18 protein-coding genes are annotated in these 18,751 nt (G+C 71.1%); 6 read left to right on the top strand and 12 right to left on the bottom strand.

Going from position 1 to position 18,751, the window contains the following annotated elements:
• Positions 1 to 114 precede the first annotated feature (114 nt).
• The 3 genes from OHN19_RS09645 to OHN19_RS09635 are packed head-to-tail and all read left to right on the top strand — an operon-like array spanning position 115 to position 2,596.
• Positions 115 to 1,245, top strand: coding sequence for an ABC transporter ATP-binding protein (locus OHN19_RS09645; RefSeq protein WP_330263787.1), 1,131 nt, complete (start codon positions 115 to 117; stop codon positions 1,243 to 1,245).
• A complete protein-coding gene (locus OHN19_RS09640; RefSeq protein WP_330263786.1) occupies positions 1,242 to 1,931 on the top strand; it encodes an ABC transporter permease in 690 nt (229 codons plus the stop codon). The genes OHN19_RS09645 and OHN19_RS09640 overlap by 4 nt, the downstream gene beginning before the upstream one ends.
• Entirely contained in the window at positions 1,928 to 2,596 is a 669-nt protein-coding gene (locus OHN19_RS09635) for an ABC transporter permease (RefSeq protein WP_123763734.1), read from the top strand. The genes OHN19_RS09640 and OHN19_RS09635 overlap by 4 nt, the downstream gene beginning before the upstream one ends.
• 32 nt (positions 2,597 to 2,628) lie before the next feature.
• Here the strand turns inward: OHN19_RS09635 and OHN19_RS09630 are convergent, their stop codons facing one another.
• Genes OHN19_RS09630 through OHN19_RS09615 form a run of 4 tightly spaced genes read right to left on the bottom strand, consistent with a single transcriptional unit; the run spans position 2,629 to position 6,781 of the window.
• Positions 2,629 to 3,231, bottom strand: coding sequence for a GTP-binding protein (locus OHN19_RS09630; protein ID WP_330263785.1), 603 nt, complete (start codon positions 3,229 to 3,231; stop codon positions 2,629 to 2,631).
• Positions 3,218 to 3,634 (bottom strand): DUF742 domain-containing protein, encoded by a 417-nt coding sequence (locus tag OHN19_RS09625; RefSeq protein ID WP_007385463.1) that lies wholly within the window; start codon positions 3,632 to 3,634, stop codon positions 3,218 to 3,220. Before OHN19_RS09625 ends, OHN19_RS09630 begins: the two co-directional genes overlap by 14 nt.
• A 19-nt stretch (positions 3,635 to 3,653) precedes the next feature.
• Positions 3,654 to 4,130, bottom strand: a complete 477-nt coding sequence (locus OHN19_RS09620) for a roadblock/LC7 domain-containing protein (protein WP_330263784.1) — start codon at positions 4,128 to 4,130, stop codon at positions 3,654 to 3,656.
• A complete protein-coding gene (locus OHN19_RS09615; RefSeq protein WP_330263783.1) occupies positions 4,127 to 6,781 on the bottom strand; it encodes a sensor histidine kinase in 2,655 nt (884 codons plus the stop codon). Before OHN19_RS09615 ends, OHN19_RS09620 begins: the two co-directional genes overlap by 4 nt.
• 384 nt (positions 6,782 to 7,165) lie before the next feature.
• Here OHN19_RS09615 and OHN19_RS09610 point away from each other — a divergent pair, with 384 nt between their 5' ends.
• The gene (locus OHN19_RS09610; protein ID WP_330263782.1) at positions 7,166 to 8,131 is read left to right on the top strand and encodes an ABC transporter substrate-binding protein; all 966 of its coding nucleotides are present in this window, start codon (positions 7,166 to 7,168) and stop codon (positions 8,129 to 8,131) included.
• A 64-nt stretch (positions 8,132 to 8,195) separates the two neighbouring features.
• On the opposite strand, the gene OHN19_RS09605 is transcribed toward OHN19_RS09610, so the two are convergent.
• From OHN19_RS09605 to OHN19_RS09585, 5 genes are read right to left on the bottom strand one after another with little or no spacing between them, the layout of a single operon-like run.
• On the bottom strand, positions 8,196 to 9,098 hold the full coding sequence (locus OHN19_RS09605; RefSeq protein WP_330263781.1) for an ROK family protein: 903 nt from the start codon (positions 9,096 to 9,098) through the stop codon (positions 8,196 to 8,198).
• A complete protein-coding gene (locus tag OHN19_RS09600; RefSeq protein WP_330263780.1) occupies positions 9,095 to 10,714 on the bottom strand; it encodes an ABC transporter ATP-binding protein in 1,620 nt (539 codons plus the stop codon). The genes OHN19_RS09605 and OHN19_RS09600 overlap by 4 nt, the downstream gene beginning before the upstream one ends.
• Positions 10,711 to 11,595 (bottom strand): ABC transporter permease, encoded by an 885-nt coding sequence (locus tag OHN19_RS09595; protein WP_330263779.1) that lies wholly within the window; start codon positions 11,593 to 11,595, stop codon positions 10,711 to 10,713. Before OHN19_RS09595 ends, OHN19_RS09600 begins: the two co-directional genes overlap by 4 nt.
• Entirely contained in the window at positions 11,592 to 12,551 is a 960-nt protein-coding gene (locus tag OHN19_RS09590) for an ABC transporter permease (protein ID WP_330263778.1), read from the bottom strand. Before OHN19_RS09590 ends, OHN19_RS09595 begins: the two co-directional genes overlap by 4 nt.
• The gene (locus tag OHN19_RS09585) at positions 12,551 to 14,296 is read right to left on the bottom strand and encodes a peptide ABC transporter substrate-binding protein (RefSeq protein ID WP_330263777.1); all 1,746 of its coding nucleotides are present in this window, start codon (positions 14,294 to 14,296) and stop codon (positions 12,551 to 12,553) included. Before OHN19_RS09585 ends, OHN19_RS09590 begins: the two co-directional genes overlap by 1 nt.
• 180 nt (positions 14,297 to 14,476) lie before the next feature.
• On the opposite strand from OHN19_RS09585, the gene OHN19_RS09580 reads away from it, so the two are divergent.
• Both OHN19_RS09580 and OHN19_RS09575 read left to right on the top strand, forming a co-directional pair.
• On the top strand, positions 14,477 to 15,670 hold the full coding sequence (locus tag OHN19_RS09580; RefSeq protein ID WP_330263776.1) for an ROK family transcriptional regulator: 1,194 nt from the start codon (positions 14,477 to 14,479) through the stop codon (positions 15,668 to 15,670).
• 92 nt (positions 15,671 to 15,762) lie between these two features.
• The gene (locus OHN19_RS09575; protein ID WP_330263775.1) at positions 15,763 to 17,262 is read left to right on the top strand and encodes a M81 family metallopeptidase; all 1,500 of its coding nucleotides are present in this window, start codon (positions 15,763 to 15,765) and stop codon (positions 17,260 to 17,262) included.
• A gap of 3 nt (positions 17,263 to 17,265) precedes the next feature.
• On the opposite strand, the gene OHN19_RS09570 is transcribed toward OHN19_RS09575, so the two are convergent.
• Genes OHN19_RS09570 through OHN19_RS09560 form a run of 3 tightly spaced genes read right to left on the bottom strand, consistent with a single transcriptional unit; the run spans position 17,266 to position 18,632 of the window.
• The gene (locus OHN19_RS09570) at positions 17,266 to 17,862 is read right to left on the bottom strand and encodes a GTP-binding protein (protein WP_330263774.1); all 597 of its coding nucleotides are present in this window, start codon (positions 17,860 to 17,862) and stop codon (positions 17,266 to 17,268) included.
• On the bottom strand, positions 17,849 to 18,208 hold the full coding sequence (locus tag OHN19_RS09565; protein ID WP_123763742.1) for a DUF742 domain-containing protein: 360 nt from the start codon (positions 18,206 to 18,208) through the stop codon (positions 17,849 to 17,851). Before OHN19_RS09565 ends, OHN19_RS09570 begins: the two co-directional genes overlap by 14 nt.
• A gap of 1 nt (position 18,209) precedes the next feature.
• Positions 18,210 to 18,632 (bottom strand): roadblock/LC7 domain-containing protein, encoded by a 423-nt coding sequence (locus OHN19_RS09560; protein ID WP_030313681.1) that lies wholly within the window; start codon positions 18,630 to 18,632, stop codon positions 18,210 to 18,212.
• Between the last annotated feature and the right edge of the window lie 119 nt (positions 18,633 to 18,751).

Genomic DNA, 18,751 nt, shown 5'->3' with positions numbered 1-18,751 from the left:
GCGCCCGGACCGCCGTCACGGCGTCGAAACCCCGGCGGTCTAGACTCTGCCGGACGGCCGTTCGAGTGGCCGGAAGTGGTCAACCCCGGCCAGACCCGAAGGGTATTCGGCGCCTTGATACGGATAGATTCAGTCACCAAGCGGTACCCGGACGGCACGGTGGCGGTCGACCGGCTCTCGTTGGAGATACCCGACCGCTCCATCACCGTCCTCGTCGGACCCTCGGGCTGCGGCAAGACGACGACCCTGCGGATGATCAACCGGATGGTCGAGCCCAGCGAGGGCACCATCCTGATCGACGGCAAGGACAGCCGGCAGCAGCCGGTCAACACCCTGCGCCGCTCCATGGGTTACGTCATCCAGAACGCCGGTCTCTTCCAGCACCGCACGATCGTCGACAACATCGCCACCGTGCCCCGGATGCTGGGCTGGGGCAAGGACAAGGCGCGCGCCCGGGCCCGGGAGCTGATGGAGCGGGTCGGGCTCGACGGTTCGCTCGCCAAGCGGTACCCCTACCAGCTGTCCGGCGGCCAGCAGCAGCGCGTCGGAGTGGCGCGGGCGCTCGCCGCCGACCCGCCGGTGCTCCTCATGGACGAGCCCTTCTCGGCCGTCGACCCCATCGTCCGCAAGGGCCTCCAGGACGAACTCCTGCGCATCCAGGACGAGTTGGGCAAGACCATCGTCTTCGTCACCCATGACATCGACGAGGCCGTCAAGATCGGCACGATGGTCGCGGTGATGCGCACCGGCGGCAAGCTCGCCCAGTACGCGCCGCCCGCCGAACTGCTCTCCCGTCCCGCCGACGCCTTCGTCGAGGACTTCCTCGGCACCGACCGGGGCATCCGCCGGCTCTCCTTCTTCGGCTCCGCCGGACTCCGGCTGCTCACCGGACCGGTCGTCGCGGTCGACGCCACCGCCGAGCAGATCGCCGCGCGCGGCACGGACGAGGCCCCCTACCTCCTCGTCACCGACCTGGACGGCCGGCCCCTCGGCTGGAGCGAGCCCCGGGACCTGACCGCCGGGAGCATCGACACCGGTCGACTGCTGTCGTACGGGCGGCCGTTCGTGGCCGGCACGGACTCGCTGCGGGCCGCGCTCGACTGCGCTGTGCTCTCGCCCACCGGCTGGGCGGTCGGCGTCGACGCCGAGGGGCGGGTCGCCGGAGTGGTCTCCCAGCAGAGCATCGGCGAGGCGATCCGCGGGGCGCACGCGGAAGGCCGTACCGACTCCGAGGCCGTGCGGTGAACGGCTTCTTCGACATCCCCAGCGACCTCCAGCACAGCTGGCTCGGGCTGATCGGCCTGCACCTCAGGGAAGCCCTGCTGCCGGTCCTCGCCGGACTGGTGATCGCCCTGCCGCTGTCCCAACTGTGCGTGCGCTTCCGGTGGTTGTACCCGCCGGTGCTGTGGGTGACGACCGTGCTGTACGCCATCCCCTCGCTGGCCTTCTTCGTCGTCCTCATCGACTACACCGGCCAGACCGAGCTCACGGTGATGATCCCGCTCACCGTCTACACCCTCGTCATCCTGGTGCCGGCGATCGTCGACGGGGTCCGCTCGGTGCCGCAGGAGACCCTCGCCGCCGCGACCGCGATGGGCTTCGGGCCCGTACGCCGTTATCTCCAGGTCCAGTTGCCCATCGCCGTGCCCGCCATCATCGCGGGGCTGCGGGTGGCGACCGTGTCGAGCATCTCGCTCGTCAGCGTCGGCGCCCTCATCGGCAACCAGGGGGCGCTCGGCAACCTCATCAACGACGCGAACATCTACAACCGGCCCGAACTCGCCGTGAACGCCGTGCTGACCATGGCGGTCCTCGCGATCCTCGCCGACGGCCTGCTGGTCGCCGTACGACTGCTGCTGACGCCGTGGATGCCGAGCGGCGCGCGGACGCGTCGCGCGCAGCGGCCCGAACCGGAGGTCGCCGCCCGGTGAACGTCCTCAACTTCATCAACGCCTTCTTCAGCGACAACGCGCACTGGACGGGCTACGACGGGATTCCCACGCGGCTCTGGGAACACGTCCAGTACACCCTGGAGGCGCTCGCCATCGCCGCGGCGATCGGGCTGCCGGTCGGGCTCGTCACCGGGCACTACGGGCGCGGCGGCAACGCGCTGGCCTTCATCGCCGTCGCCGGACGGGCACTGCCGACCTTCGGTCTGCTGGTGCTGATGACCCTGTCCCTCGGGTTCGGACTCATCAACGTGATGATCCCGCTGGTCGTGCTCGCCGTGCCGCCGATCCTCGTCACCACGTACGAGGCGATGCGGTCCGTGGATCCCGCGCCGGTGGACGCGGCGCGGGGGATGGGCATGCACGAGGTGGAGGTGCTGTTCCGGGTCGAGCTGCCGGTCGCTCTTCCGCTGATCCTCGGCGGGCTGCGGTCGGCGGCGATCCAGATCGTTTCGACGGCGACGATCGCCGCGTATGTGTCTTTGGGCGGGCTCGGGCGGTACATCGTGGACGGGCTGTACCAGCGGAACTACGAGAAGGTCGTGGGCGGGGCGACCCTGGTCGCCGCCCTGGCGCTGGCCACGCTGGCGCTGTTCTGGGGGATCACCCGGCTCACCGTGTCGCGTGGGGTCCTCAGGAGCAACTGAGTGACGGGCCGGGGGAGTCCCCCCGGCCCACCTCAGCTCTGGGTGCGGGCCAGTGCCTGTTCCAGGACGACCAGCAGAGCGTCCCGCACCGAACCCCGTTCCCTCGCGTCGAAGACGATCACCGGGACGCGGTCGTTGACGTCCAGGGCCCAGCGGACCTCGTCCAGGGTGTGGTCGACCCTGCCGTCGAAGGCGTTGACGGCGACCGCGAACGGGATCTGCTTGTGCTCGAAGTAGTCGACCGCGGCGTAGCAGTCGTCGAGGCGGCGGGTGTCGACGATGACCAGGCCACCGACCGCGCCCTCGACGATGTCGTCCCACATGAAGCCGAAGCGCTCCTGGCCGGGCGTGCCGAACAGGTACAGCTTCAGGGTCGGGTCGACGGTGATGCAGCCGAAGTCCATCGCGACCGTGGTCGTGGTCTTGCGCGGGGTGTGGCTGAGGTCGTCCACGCCCGCGGCGACCTCGGTGATGGCGGCCTCCGTGGTCAGCGGCTCGATCTCGGAGATCGAGCCGACCGCGGTGGTCTTGCCCACCCCGAAGCCGCCCGCGATCACCATTTTGACCGGCAGCGGCGGTCGTACGGCGGCGGAGGGCGCGGCCGAGGGCCGGGTGGCCGGTTCAGTCGGTGTCACGGAGTACCCCTCGGGAGTCGGGGATGGCACGCAGGCCGTCGATGAGCCTGCGCAGGACGGAGGCGTCGTGGGTGACGCCGGTGTCGGGCACGTGCACCGTCAACTGCCCTGCCGTGCGCAGGTCCTCGGCGAGGATCCGCACCACGTTCAGGTGCAGCCGCAGCCGGGCCGCGATCTCCGCGATGGACTGCGGGATCCGGCACGCGGCGACGATGTCGTGCTGTTCGAAGGCCAGCCGGTCGAGCACGGCGAGCCCCTCGGCGGTGGCCACCACCTGGGTCTCGACGGGCATCGTCCGGCCGGACGGATCGGGCGCCACCCGGCCGGCGGTGACGAGGAAAGGCCGTACGGCGGGCACGGGACCGCCCGGCTCCGGGTCCGGAGGCGTGCTGCCGTCCGCCATGACTGCGCTTCCTCCTCGGTCAGCGCTTCGACGTGGCGCCGACGCTGTTCTTCAGCTCCAGCACCAGCTGGGGGCTGAGCGCGGCACCGGCACGGTTCGCGAACAGGGTCATCTCGTACGCGATGTTGCCGAGCTTGGCCTCCTTGTCGGTGACGACGCCGAGCACGGCGCCGCTGCCGATCGCGGAGACCAGGACATGGCCGCCCTCCAGGTCGATGATGACCTTGTTGAGGGCGCCGAGACCGTAGTTGCCGGAGGCGCCCGCGGCCAGGCTCGTGATGCCCGAGACGATCGCGGCGAGGCGTTCGGAGTCCGCGTGCTCACGCAGCTCCGAGACGGCGATGAGCAGCCCGTCCGAGGACACCGCGATGGCGTCGACGACGCCCGCGGTCTCCGTCGCGAAACGGTTCAGCAGCCAGGTGAAGTCGGCTGCGGCGGCCTGCAGATCGGCGGGCGTGCTGCCTCCCGTAGGCGTGTCACCTGTGGACGTGCTCACTGCTCCGCTCCTTCCGGGGAGTGGTTCTGTTCGTGCGGGGGGTTGGATGCGGTCTGGTGGGTTTCCACGGTGTCCTTCAGTACCGGTCGGGAGTGGCTGCCGGTGTCCCGGTGGGCCCGCTCCACGGCCGCCTCGAACGCGTCGAGCTCGTCGCGCACGGCCTCCGCGTCGGCGGGCCGGGGAGCGGCGGCCTTCGGTACGACGTCGGCACCGAGGGTGGTCCGCAGCGTGGCCCCGCGGACGCGGCGACGCAGGGGGCGGGCGCCGGCTGGGTCGTCGGCGGTACCGGCTGCCTCGGCGGCGCGGGCCTTCGGGATGAACGGGGGCGTGGGAGAAGGGGGTTCGGCGGACGCGTCCGGTCCGTCGGGAGCCGTGTCGCGGTGCGGGACCCGGCGGGGGAGCGGGGCGTGATCGCCGTCGCCGGCAGTGGCCCCCGTGACGCCGGGCTCGGAATCCGCGGTACGCCGGGGGAGTGGGCCGGTGGGCGCCTCCTGGCCGGACTCGGGGCGTGCGGCCGTAGGACCTGTTGCCGGAACCGGGTCCGGGGCCGGCGTCGGGTCCGAGGCCCAGGTCGGTGCCGGGCGGGTCGGCGGGGCGGCGGCCGGGGGCGCGTCGGAGTGCGCCGCGGCTGCCGTCGGGGCGCCCGCGGCGACCGCCACCGGGCTCATCGTCAGCAGCAGCGAGGAGGGAATGGTCACCTCGGCCGTGACGCCGCCCCCCGGGGTGCGGGAGAGGGCCACGCTCACGTCCCAGCGGCGCGCCAGCGTGCCGACCACGAAGAGGCCGAGGACCTTCGTCGGGACCAGGTCGAGGCGTTCGCGGCGGATGAGCCGGGCGTTCTCCTCCTCCAGGCGCTCGGCGCTCATCCCGAGACCGTGGTCGGAGATCACGACCAGCGCGCCCTCGCGGCTGTCCTTGACGATCACCTCGACCGGGCTGCCCGCGGGCGAGAACGACACCGCGTTCTCGACGAGTTCGGCCACCATCAGCGTGAGGTCGCCGATGATGTCGGGCTCCACCATGACCTCGGTGCCCGCCTGGAGGGAGACCCGCTGGAACCCCTCGATCTGCCCGAGGGCGGCCCGGACGACGTTGGTGAGGGCGAGCGGACCGGAGTCGAGGACGGTCTCGCGGATGCCCGCGAGCAGCATCAGGCTGTCGGCGTTGCGGCGCAGGCGGACCGCGATGTGGTCGATGCTGTAGAGGCGTTCCAGCAGCGCCGGGTCGGTCTCGCCGCGCTCGACCGCGTCGATCAGCGCCAGCTGCCGCGTGGTGAGGTTGCTGACCCGGCGGCCCACGTTGCCGAACATCTCGGCGACGTTGCGCCGGCTGAGCACCTGGCGTTCGAGGAGCGCGACCGCGGTGGTCTGCACCTGGTTGAACACGTCGGCGAGGTCGCCGATCTCGTCCTTCGCGGTGACCGGCATCTCCTGGAGCCGCGGCGTGCCGGTGTCCTCGGTGTCGTCGTCGGCCACGCGGGCGAGCTCACGGCCGGCCACCTCGGCGACCTGCCGGGCGGCACCGGTCAGCGCCTGCACCGGCCGTACCACCGAACGCCGTACGGCGACCGAGAAGGCCAGCCAGAGCACGAAGCCGAGCAGGGCCGACCCGAGCAGCCACGCGGCGTTCGAGCGGGCCTCACGGGAGGCGGCGTCGGCGCGGTCGGCGATCTGGTCGATCAGCGAGGTGGTGGTCTTCAGCCGGGTCCGGGCCTGGGTGCGGTAGTCCGGGTAGGAGTCGAGCGCCGTCTGGAAGGCGGCCTTGATCTCGGACCGGCTCTCCGCCTGGAGCGAGCCGGGGTCGATCTGGAGCTCTGCGTACTGCCGGGCGATGGTCGCCTGGGCGCTGTTGTGCTCGATGTCGCCGAGTTCCTCGGCCTGCTCCGGGGTGGCGAACCGGCCGAAGCGCTCGACCTGGTGGGTGTACTCGTCGTAGGAGCCGATCGCGCCGATCAGCTCGATGAGGGCGTTGGAGTCACCGGTCGTGGCGGAGAAGACACCGGTCTCGAAGGAGCCGTGCGCGGCGTCGGCGCGCAGCAGCGAGTCGAGCAGGTTGCCGGTGAAGGTGGCGGCGAGGGCCGGGTTCCGGTCGAGCCCGAGGCCGTCGATCAGGCCCTTGGCGGCGTCGCTGTAGGCCGGGTCGATGTTGTCGGCGGGCAGGTAGGCCTTCTCGATGGTGGTGCGCAGGTCCGCGAGGCCGTTGACCTCGCGCAGCGCCTCGGCCTCCTCGTCCGGCAGCCGGTCGCCGAAGGTCGCGCGGACCTTCTCGACCTGGTTGTCCACCCGGATCTGGGCCTCGCGGTAGGCGGTCTGCGAGGGCGTGTCGCCGGCCCGGTTCGACTGGTGGCGCACCGAGAGCAGGACGGCCTGCTGATGCTCGGCCTCCAACTGCCCGACCAGCTTGGCGACCTGGGCGCTGTCCCGCACCAGCTGGGCGGCCTTCGACGCGTCCTGGGACTGGCCGACCTGGTCGGCGAAGAGGTAGGCCAGCAGCGCGGCGACCACCGCGAGCGGCACGCCCACCAGGATGTTCAGCTTGCGCCGGAACGGCCAGCGCTCCGCGAAGTCCCGCAGGCCCCGGTCATCGCGTACATCGTCCCGGCTCGGCGGCGGTGCCGACCGGGTGGACGCGTCCACCTCGTTCGTGGACACCAGCCCTCCTTCGTGGATGTCCCGGCCGACGCGCGAGGACCGCGCATGACCGATTCTGATCGCTACGGGACGGTGCATAGGACACCTGAGTGGCTCCTGCACGCCTGTGTGACCGGCGCCAACTTCGGCGAGACTACAGCCTCTTCGGACAGCGCTTCCCGCCGCCCTGAGTCAAGAATCCGTTACAACCTGTCGGCACCCCGCGCGCCGGTTTCGCTTTTCCTTCACAACCGACTGGTGATGGGAGCCAATTGTGACCAGGCCGGTCTTGACTGGGCGAGAACAGGCTGGATTGGATCAGAGCAAGGGCTTCCCCGAAGCCGAGGGCTTCACTCCAAGCCCCCTGAATCCCCCTTGAGTCCCCCTGAGTCCGGAACGGGAATCGTGACTGTTACCGCCGTACACCGCAGGTCCATCAGGAAGAACCCCGGCCTGGCCGCCGTCGCGCTCGCCGCCGCCACGGTCCTGCTGGCGGGATGTGGGTCCTCCGACGACACCTCCGACCCGCTCAACGAGGACAGCGCGGGTGCCGGCAGCGGCGACACCGTCGTCGTCGGCTCCAACAACTTCGCCGAGAGCATCCTGCTCGCCGACATCTACGGCGAGGCCCTGAAGGCCAAGGGCGTCAAGGTCACCTACAAGCCCAACATCGGCAGCCGTGAGACCACCTACGGCCTGCTGAAGAACGGCTCGATCACCGTCCTGCCCGAGTACAACGGCTCGCTGCTGGCCTACCTCGACAAGGACGCGGCGCAGGAGTCGGCCGCGGCCGTGAACACCGGGGTCAAGGCCAAGCTCGACCCCAAGCTGACGCTGCTGGAATCGGCGCCGGCGGAGGACAAGGACTCGGTCACGGTCAACGCGGACACCGCGAAGAAGTACAACCTGACCTCCGCCTCCACGCTCGCCGACCTCAAGGCGATCGCCCCGGACCTGGTCATCGGCGGCTCCCCGGAGTTCCAGACCCGGCAGCAGGGTCTGCTCGGCCTCGAGTCCGAGTACGGCCTGAAGTTCAAGTCCTTCAAGGCGCTCGACGCGGGCGGCCCGCTGACCCAGGCGGCGCTGAAGAAGAACACCGTGCAGGCGGCCGACATCTTCACGACCGACCCGACCATCACCAAGGAGAAGTTCGTCGTCCTCCAGGACCCGAAGAACCTCTTCGGCTTCGCGAACGTGACCCCGCTGGTCTACAAGTCCGGCCTCAGCCAGGAGGGCGTGGCCGCCCTGAACGCGGTCTCCGCGAAGCTGGACACCAAGGCGCTCCTCGACATGGACTCCCAGGTCCAGCTGGAGAACAAGGACCCGCTGGACGTGGCGAAGGCCTGGCTGAAGACGAACGGCCTGGGCTGACCCAGAGCCCGGCTGGACGGGACGTGCCCTCACGGGTGCGTCCCGGCCCGCCGGACGCCACGGGTTACACCCCGCCGAGTTCCGTCCGCACCCGCGCCGCCGCCCCCACCGTCACCGCGTCCCCGCCGAGCAGGGCGGGCAGCACCCGCAACTCCTGCCCGCTGACCGGGGGTTCGGCGGCCAGGGCGCGGTGGACGGCCGGTGCCAGCAGGTGCCAGGCGCGGCTGACCCCACCGCCCAGCACCACGGTGGTCACGTCCAGCAGGCCCGCCGTGACGAGCAGCGCCCGCGCCACGGCGGCCCCCGCCTCCTCGTACACGGCGAGCGCGTCCGGGTCGGCGGCCGCCGCCAGCTCGTGGGCGCTCACCACGCGCCCGGTCCGCTCGGCGTACCGGGCCGCGATCGCCCGCCCGGAGGCCAGCGTCTCCAGATGCCCGCGCCCTCCGCAGGTGCAGGGCAGGTCGCCGAAGCCGGGGACGTGCCCGATCTCGCCCGCCGCGCCGTGCGGCCCGCCGTACAGGGCGCCGTCCAGCCACAGCGCCCCGCCGACCCCCGTCCCCAGGGTCATCCCGAGCACATGCCGCTCCCCGGCGACCGCCCCGGCCGTCGCCTCGCCGCGCAGGAACGCGTTGACGTCGTTGTCCAGGAACGCAGGCACCCCCAGCGCCGCCTCGAACGCCGCCGTCACCGCGAACCCGGCCCAGCCCCGGAACGAGTCGCTGGCCACCAGCACCCGTCCGCCCACCGGGTCCACCACACCCGCCGCCCCGACCCCGACCCCGAGCAGCCGGGCGTCGTTGCGGTCCAGCAGCAGGCGTACGGCATCCACCGCGGCGCCGGTCATCGCGGCCCCGCCGACGTCTGCCCGGGTGGCCGTCTCCAGCCGGTCCAGGACGGCCAAGTCCGGTGTGCACAGGGCCACTTGCGTGGTCGTTCCGCCGATGTCGACACCGGCGAACGCCTTCACGCGGTGACCTCCGTCCGCCGGGCCCGCCGCTCGCGCTGCACCACCGGGTCCGGCACGGGGACGGCCGCGATGAGCCGCCGGGTGTACTCGGTCTCCGGGCGCAGCAGCGTGGCCATGGTCGGCCCCTGCTCCTCCACGCGCCCGTCCCGCATCACCACCACCCGCCCCGCGAACTCCTGGACGACGGCCAGGTCGTGGGAGACGAGGAGACAGGCGAACCCCAGCTCCCGCTGCAACTCGGCGATCACCTCGAGCACGGTCCGCTGCACGCTCACGTCCAGCGCGCTGGTCGGCTCGTCCGCCACCAGCAGCCGGGGTTCGAGGACCAGCGCCCGCGCGAGACTCACCCGCTGCCGCTGACCTCCGGACAGCTCACGAGGTCCGCGCCCCGCCAACTCCCGCGGCAGCCGCACGAGTTCGAGGACCTCCGCCACCCGGTCCCGGCGCTCGGCCCCCGACATGCCCCGGCGGTGCACCCTGAGCGGCTCGGCCACGCACTCCGCCACACTCATCCGCGCGTCCAGCGAGGCCACCGGATCCTGGAGCACCACGCCCACCCCGGCGAGCAGTTCCCGCCGTGTCCGGCCCCGGACCCGGCGCAGGTCGGCGCCGAACAGCGACACCGAGCCGGAGTCGGGCGCGACGAGCCCGAGCGCGACCCTGGCCGCCGTCGACTTGCCCGACCCGGACTCGCCCACCAGCCCCACGGTCTCCCCGGGCCGCACGTCGAGGGACACCCCGTCGAGGGCCCGCACCCGCCCGAACCGCACGGACACGTCCCGGAGCCGCACCACCGGCGCCGTCTCCTCGGCCGGCGGGGTGTCGGTACCGCTGAACCGCAGCCGCGGCACCGCCGCCAGCAGCTCCCGGGTGTACGCGTGCCGGGGCCGCAACAGCACCTCCTCCACCGACCCGGTCTCCACGACCTCGCCCCGCAGCATCACCGCGACCCGGTCGGCGAAGTCGGCGACCACACCCATGTTGTGCGTGACCAGCAGCACGCCCGTGCCGGAGTCGGCCGCCAGCCCCCGCAGCAGGTCCAGGATCTCGGCCTGCACGGTGACGTCGAGCGCGGTGGTCGGCTCGTCCGCGATCAGCAGACCCGGCGAGTTGGCGATCGCCATGGCGATGACGACCCGCTGCCGCTGCCCGCCCGACAGCTGGAAGGGGAAGGCCGAGGCGCGCCGCTCCGGCTCGGGAATCCCTACGCGGCGCAGGAGTTGGACCGCCTCCCGAGCGGCCTCGGACCGGGAGACGTCCCGGTGGTTGCGTACGACCTCCGCGATCTGGGCGCCGACCCGGGTCAGCGGGTCGAGGGCGGTGGCCGGCTCCTGGAACACCATGGAGGCGGTCCGCCCCCGCAGCCGGGTGAGCGAGGCCTCCGTCGCCCCGACGATCTCCGTGCCGCCGACCGAGACCCGCCCCGAGACACGCGCGGTGCCCGGCAGCAGGCCCATCGCGGCGAGCGCCACCGTCGACTTCCCGGACCCCGACTCGCCGACCAGCGCCAGCGTCTCGCCGGGCCGCACGTGCAGGGACACCCCCCGCACGGCGGGCACGTCCCCCGTCTGTGTCGCGAAGGTCACCCCGAGGTCCTCGATGGTCAGGATGTTCACGCGCGTCCCCTCACGTCGAAGGCGTCCCGCAGCCCGTCGCCGATCGCGTTGAACGCGCACACGACGAGGATGATCGCGAGGCCCGGCGGCACGATCAGCCACCAGCGCCCCGAGTACGCGGCCGTCAGCCCGGCCGACAGCATGCCGCCCCAGTCGGTCTTCGGCGGCTGCACACCGAGACCGAGATACGACACATAGGCGATGAGCAGGATCGCGTCGGCGACCTGGAAGGTGGCCGCGACGACGATCGTGGAGACGGCGTTGGGCAGGATGTGCCGCCGGATCGCCCGCCCGTGCGTCCCCCCGGTGGCCCGCAGGGTCAGCACATGGTCCCGGTTCTTCAGCGTGAGCGTCTCGGCCCGCACGAGCCGCGACGGCACGAGCCAGGACACCAGCCCGAGCACGACGATCAAGCCGAGCGTCCCGGGGCTGGTGACGGCGGACACGACGAGCAGGATGAACAGCGCGGGAATGGCGATCCCGGCGTCCACGACCCGCATCATCACGGCATCGACCCACCCACCGGCATACCCGGCGACGGCCCCCCACAACGTCCCGATCACGGTCGCGAGCACCCCGGCCGCCAGCCCCACGAGCAACGACACCTGCCCGCCGTACATGAGCCGCCCGAGCTGGTCATGCCCGACGGCGTCGGTACCGAGCCAATGGCTGGAGTTGGGCGCGAGGTTCACCTGGGTGAGATCGGTGTGGGTCTGGTCGGTTGAGTAGAGGAGGGGCCCGATGAAGCAGAAGCCAAGGAAGAGGACGACGACTACGAGCCCGGCCACGGCAAGCTTGTTGCGCGCGAAGCGCGCTTTAAGGGGCGCGGGGAACTGCGCGACAAGCCCCCACCGGCGGACAGCCTCAATACGACCGCTCATACCCTCCCCTCCTTCACCCGAGGATCAACAACCCGCTGCACCACATCCGCAAGCAACGTCCCCACCACAGTCGCCACCGAGATCACCAGCACACACCCCAGCAGCACCGGATAGTCCGAAGACTGCGCCGCGGACCAGAACAACAGCCCCATCCCCGGGTAGTTGAACAACTGCTCCACCACCAGCGCACCCCCGAACAGCACCGGCACGTAATACCCGAGCATCGCCACCACCGGCGTCAGCGAGTTCCGGAACACATGCCGGAACAGCACCGCGTACTGCGACGCACCCCCCGCCCGAGCGGTCCGCACATAGTCCTCGGAGAGGTTCTCCAGCGTCGCGCCCCGCATATACCGACTGAACACGGCGACCATGGACGCGGCTCCGGTCACCACGGGCAGCACCAGCCCCGCGGGATCCGCGAACACCTGCGCCAGCGTGTCCCCTTGGGGCGCCTGCGACGGAAACCACCGCAGCACCTGCGTGAACAGCAGGATCAGCAGCAGCCCGAGGAAGTACACCGGCGTCGAGTACGCGACGAAGCTCAATGTCGTGATGACGTAGTCCGCCGGCTTGTTCCGCCGCACCGCCTGCCACATCCCCAGCGGCACCGCGAGCACCAGCCCCACCACCGCTGACAGCACGGTCAACACCAGTGTCTTCGGCAGCCGTTGCTCGATCAGCCGGGACACCGCCTCGTTGAGGGTGTACGACGTCCCGAGGTCACCCTGAACCAACTCGCGCAGGTAGTAGGCGTACTGCACGGGCAGCGACCGGTCGAGCCCCTGCTCGTGCTCGAAAGCGGCGATCTGCCCGGCCGTGGCCTGCGGCCCGAGGATCCCGCGCGCGGGGCCCCCGGGCAGCGCGTGCAGCAGGCAGAAGACCACGATCGTGACGATCAGGATCACGGCGAGGGCCTGGAGGAGCCGCCGGCCGAGGTAGAGGACCGTGTCCACTAGTCCGTCCACTTCCACTGCGCCGGGTGGAAGTTGGCCAGCGAGTCCTGGGAGAACCCGCCGAGGCCGTTCCTGACGACGGAGATCTGGTAGTCCGGCTCGGGCAGCCAGATCACCGGCAGGTCCTTGGCGAGGGCCGCGCTGTAGTCCTGGATCGCCTGGTTCGAACTGGACGTCGTCGTCGCGGAGATGAGCCTGTCCACGGCCGGGTTCGAGTAGCTGCCGAAGTTCGAGCCGCCGCCGGTCTGGAACAGCGAGTCACCGGTCGGGAAGGCGTTGAAGTACCAACTGCCCGCCGTACCGAAGAAACTGAGCTGCCACTTGCAGATCGACTGCCCCGAGGTGCACTGCGGGGTCTGCGAGAGCACCGAGTTGACCGGGGCCGTCCTGATGGAGAACTTGATGCCGCTCTTCGAGAGCGAGGACTGGATCGCGCTCATCATGTTGTCGGTGACGGCCGACCCGGACTGCGAGAGCACCTGCATCTCGAACTTCGTGCCCTTGGCGACGCCCGCACCGCACTTCGCGGGCTCGGAGCAGGTCATCACGCCACCCTGTTCGGTCCAGCCGTGGCTGGTCAGCAGGGACTTGGCGGTGTCGTTCGAGAAGGGGTACGGGTTGTCCTTCTGCACCGGCGACAGGAAGTCCGAGGCCTGACCCTGCGGGATCGGCCCGTAGCCCGGCACCGCCGTCCCGTTGAGGACGACCTTCGCGAGACTCGCCTGGTCGATCGAGTGCTGGACCGCCTGACGGGCGTAGAGCTGCTTGAACACCGCCCCCATCGCCGGGTTGTTGAAGTTGTACGGCATGTAGGTGATCGCCCAGCCCGACCACGGCTCCACCCGGTAGCCCTGCGCGGTGAAGCTGTCCTTCTGGTCGAGGTCGGTCGCCTCGATGTAGCCGTAGTCGACGCCGCCGGACCGCAGGGCGTTCTTCTCGGCGTCCGCGGTGGTGAACGGAAGCAGGTTCACCGTGGGGATGTTCGCCTTCTCACCGCCGTCGTACTTCTTGTTGGCGGTCAGGACCACCTTGCCCGCGGTGGAGAAGGACTTCACGGCGTAGGGGCCGCTGATGGTCTTCCACAGCGGGTTCGAGGCGTATCCGGAGATGTTCTTGGCCGCGTCGTTGAGATACGTCCACGCCTGCTTGGGGTCCCGGCCGCCGGCCCAGGCGTGCCGGGGGAGCGGGGTGATGGAGTTCAGCTCGTTGGCCAGCATCCACTGCGGGTTGTAGGCCTTGTCGAAGGTGATCGTGAAATGGCGGCCGTCGACCGTCCTGAAGGACGTCCAGTTGTCCGGAGCCTTGCCCGGGTTGTAGCCCGCCCACTGGGCTTTGTTCGCCTTGATCAGGTCGAACCAGAATTTCACGTCCGCGGAGGTGATCGGCTTCCCGTCGCTCCAGTGCCGGTCGCCCAGGGTGATCGTCACGCTCTTGTTGTCGGCGGCGAACTTCGCGTCCGTCGCCACCGAACCAGCCTTGTTCCAGCCGATCTTGCCGGTCGAGCCGTCGTAGGCGATGAGCGGCTCCCACAGTGTGTTCGCGATGGAGATGTTGTTGGTGTTGAGGTGCGCCGCGGTGCCGATCGGCAGGATCCAGTTCGGCGTGAAGTTCGCCGGCAGCGCGTAGTCGATGGTGTCGTGCGAGGCCGACGACGTGCCGCTCGACCCGGAACACGCGGTGAGCAGCAGGGTGCCCGCGCTGAGGGCGGCGGCACCGGCGAGGAGTCTCGTGCGGGCAGCGGACATGGTTGCTCCAGGGACCTGGGAGGCGGAAGCGGGGGTGGAGCCAGTGAACGCCCCCTCTGTTGGAAGAAACAGGCGTGCCGCTGTAAAAAGCCTGTTTCTGCTGTTCTGGAAAAAGGGCAGAGGGGCTTTCCGGGCTTACGCTCGACGCCCCGGCCGCCGAATTCGGGAGTAACTTCGTCCATGCTTGAAAAAAGTGCCCCGCCCCATCGGAGAAACGGCGCGGGCTTCTCCTCGCTCGCCGAGGGGATCCTCGAACTCCTCGCCTCCGGACAGGCCTCGACCCGCACGGAACTCGCCGCGCTGCTCGGCGCCGCGCCCTCCACGGTGTCCTTCGCGGTCGGCCAGTTGCTGACCCACGGGCTGGTCGCCGAGGAGGGCACCCGGTCCTCCACCGGGGGACGGCCCCGCAAGGTGCTGCGGCTCGGCGGCAGCGACGGGTACGCGGTCGCCGCCGACATCGGCGGGAAGCACGCCCACGTGGGAGTCGTCCACCCCGGGGGCGGCCTCACGGACGTGTCGACCGTGCCGTTCGCCACCGCGGAGGGCCCCGAGGCCGCGCTGCCCGGGCTCGCGGACACCCTCCAGGCGCTCATCGACCTGCACGGCCCGGACCGGCTCCGGGGCGTGGGCCTGTGTCTCCCCGGCCCGGTCGACGTCGAACCGGGTCTGGTGACCCTGCCCGCCCGCATGCCCGGCTGGAACCGCTTCCCCGTGCGCGACTGGTTCGAGGAACGCTTCACCGTCCCGGTGGCCGTCGAGAACGACGCCAACTGCATGGCCGTCGGCGAGCACAGCGTCCGGCCCGCCGAGCAGCGCCAGTCCATCATGGTCAAGGCGGGCTCCGGCATCGGCGCCGGCATCATCGCCGACGGCCGTCTGTACCGGGGCGCGACCGGAGGGGCGGGCGAGATCACCCACGTCCGGGTGGAGGCGGCCCACGACACACCCTGCTCGTGCGGCAACACCGGTTGCCTGGAGACGGTGGCGTCCGGGGCCGCACTCGTACGGCTCCTGTGCGAACGGGGCCTGAGGGTGACGGCGACGGAGGACGTCGTACGCCTCGCCGTGGACGCCGACCCGGAAGCCACCCGCGCGGTCCGCCAGGCCGGCCGCTACCTGGGCCAAGTCCTGTCGGCCAACGTGAACTTCTTCAACCCGGACGCGGTGTACCTGGGCGGCATCCTCTCCACGCTGGAGCCGTTCGTGGCGGCGGTGAGAAGCCAACTCTACGAAGGCTGCCACCCGTTGGTGACACAGCACCTGGTGATCGAGCGCACGTCGTTGGGCGCGGACGCGGGGTTGGCGGGAGCGGGCCAGTTCGCGTTGCAGCGGGCGCTGGCGCAGGCGATGCAGACGGTCACCGGAGCTCTCTAGGGGCGCGGGACCGTGTCCATGTGCGGCTCCGCCGCGTGGGCGCGACCAGCCACGACGAACCCGCAGCCGACAGACCACGTTTGGAGTCCCCCATGCACCCTGTGATCGCCGTCGCAGGCCTCGGCATCGAGTCCTCGACCTTCTCCCCGGCCCGCACCGAAGCCCCCGCCTTCCACCCCCTGCGCGGCGAGGAAGTCCTCACCCGCTACCCCTTCCTCGCCCCCGGCGAGCCCCTGCGCGAGTCCGCCGACTGGCGAGGCGCCCTCGTCGGCAAGGCACTGCCCGGCGGTACGGTGACAGCGGCCGCCTACGCCGAGCTGACCCGTGAACTACTCGACCGTCTCAGGGAACTGGGCCCCCTCGACGGCCTCTGGTACGACATCCACGGCGCGATGACGGTAGCGGGCCTGGACGACGCCGAGGCCGAACTCCTCCACCGCATACGGCAGATCACCGGCCCCGACACGGTCATCTCCACCTCCATGGACCTGCACGGCAACGTCTCCCGCGAACTCGCCCACCGCACCGACCTGATCACCTGCTACCGCATGGCACCCCACGAGGACGCGACGGAGACGAAGGAGCGCGCCGCCCGCAATCTCGTGACCCACCTCAAGAGCGGCGCCCCCCGCCCGGTCAAGGCCTGGATCCCGGTCCCCGTCCTGCTGGCCGGCGAGCAGACCAGCACCCGTATCGAACCGGCGAAGAGCGTGTACGCGGCCGTAGCGGACGTGGAAGCCACCGAGGGCGTGACGGACGCCGCGATCTGGGTCGGCTACGCGTGGGCCGACGAACCCCGCAACCGGGCCGCGGTCGTCGTCACCGGCCCTTCCGCGCAGGCGGTGACGACCGGTGCCGAACGGCTCGCCGAGGGCTTCTGGAAGGCCCGCCACGACTTCGGCTTCGTCGCGCCGACCGGCACCCTGGAGGAGTGCCTGGACGCGGCCCTGGCCTCCCGGCGGCGGCCGTACTTCATCAGCGACACCGGGGACAACCCGACGGCGGGCGGCGCCGGTGACGTCACCTGGGGGCTCCGACAGGTGCTGGCGCGACCGGAGTTCAAGGACCCCTCCGGGCCGACGGTCGTCTACGCCTCACTGCCGGGCCCGTCCGCCGTCGACACAGCGGTGGAGGCCGGTGTCGGTGCCACGGTCACCGTGACCGCGGGCGCCGAGGTCGACGACCGGCACGCGGGCCCCCTCACGCTCACCGGAGTGGTCCACGCGATCCGGCACGGTGACGAGCACGCGGTGACCGAGGTGGTGCTGCGGGTGGGGAGCGTGCACGTGGTCCTGACGCGGCTGAGGAAGCCGTACCACCATGAACACGACTTCACCGACCTGGAGTTGGAGCCCCGGAAGGCGGATGTCGTCCTCGTCAAGATCGGGTATCTGGAGCCGGAGCTGTTCGCGATGGCCGCCGACTGGAAGATGGCCCTCACCCCGGGCGGAGTGGACCAGGACCTGGCGCGGCTCGGACACCGGCGCATCCGTCGGCCGATGTTCCCGTTCGACCCGCAGATGCCCGATCCGGACCTCCGGGCCCGGCTGATCCCGTCCTCCGACAGGGAATTGACCGGACCCGACGAGTGAGGGTCAGTCGTCCACCGCGGAGGCGATCAGCAGGTCCAGGAGGGCGATCAGCACGTCCCGGGACGACTCGCGGCGGCGGGCGTCGCACAGCACCACCGGCACCTCCGCAGGCAGCGCGAGGGACTCCCTGATGTCCTCGGCCGGGTAGGGGTGCCGGCCGTCGAAGCCGTTCACGGCGACGACGAAGGGGATGCGCCGGCGTTCGAAGAAGTCCACCGCGGCGAAGCTCGACTCGGGGCGGCGGACGTCGATGAGGACGACCGCGCCCAGGGCGCCCACCGCGAGGTCGTTCCACATGAACCAGAACCGCTGCTGGCCGGGCGTGCCGAACAGGTAGAGCACCAGTTCGTCGCTGATGGTGATGCGGCCGAAGTCCATGGCCACGGTGGTGGCCCGCTTCTGTTCGATCCCGGCGAGGTCGTCGACGCCCAGGCCGGCGACGGTGAGCGGTTCCTCCGTGCGCAGCGGGGCGATCTCGCTGACCGAGCCGACCATGGTGGTCTTGCCGACGCCGAAGCCCCCGGCGATCAGGATCTTGACGGTGTCGGGCGCGGCGGGAGTCTCAGCGGTCTCGCGGGCGCGCGTCTCAGAGCCGGCCAAGGCCTTCCCTCACTTTCTGCAACAGGTCCAGGTCCGGGGTGCGGGGCGAGACGGGGCGCGGGGGATGCGCGGTGATCAGGCCCGCCTCCAGCAGATCGCAGAGCATGATCACGACCACGCTGACCGGCAGGTCGAGCAGCGCGGCCAGCTCCGCCACGGCGACCGGGCGGGCGCACCGGCGCAGGATGCGGGTCTGCTCGGGCTGCGGGCGGGGGGCCCGCTCCGGTGGCGGGTCCACCGCGGTCACCGTCGTGATGAGGGTGAAGTCGGCGCGGCTGGGGCGCGTCCGTCCGCCGGTGAGGGCGAACGGCCGCACCAGCCGGCCCGCCGCGTCGCTGTCGGTCACCTCACCCGCCGGTGGGGCCGATGCCGGCCCGCGGTGCCGCGCTGAGGTGCTCGCCGATCTTCTTCACCAGCATGTTCATCTGGTACGCCACGACCCCGACGTCGGCGTTCGGTCCGGTGAGGACGACGAGGTGGGCGCCGGGCCCCGCCGAGGTCAGGATCAGGAAACTGTTGGCCATCTCGATGAGCGCCTGGCGCACCGGACCGCCGCGGAAGTCCATGCTGACGCCCTTGCTCAGGCTCATCAGGCCGGACGCGGTCGCCGCCAGCCGCTCGGCGTCGTCGCGCAGGAACCCGGTGGACTTGCTGACGACCAGCCCGTCCTCGGAGAGCACGACGGCCTGCGTCACGTCGGCGACCCGCTCCACGAGTCCGGTGAGCAGCTGGTCCAGCTGGGTGTGCGTGGCGGGGGTGGGGCGTGTCATGGCGGTGTCCTTCATGAGCGGTCGGTGTGGGGAGTGCGGGCGGCGACGGCCGGGTCCTGCGGGGCGTCGAGGGGGCCGTCGGGGGCCTCGGGGGAACCGGCGTCCCCGACGGCGTCCGA

The sequence above is a fragment of the Streptomyces griseorubiginosus genome (assembly GCF_036345115.1).
GTDB lineage: Bacteria > Actinomycetota > Actinomycetes > Streptomycetales > Streptomycetaceae > Streptomyces > Streptomyces griseorubiginosus_C.
This window is presented reverse-complemented; position numbering and strand designations above follow the sequence as displayed.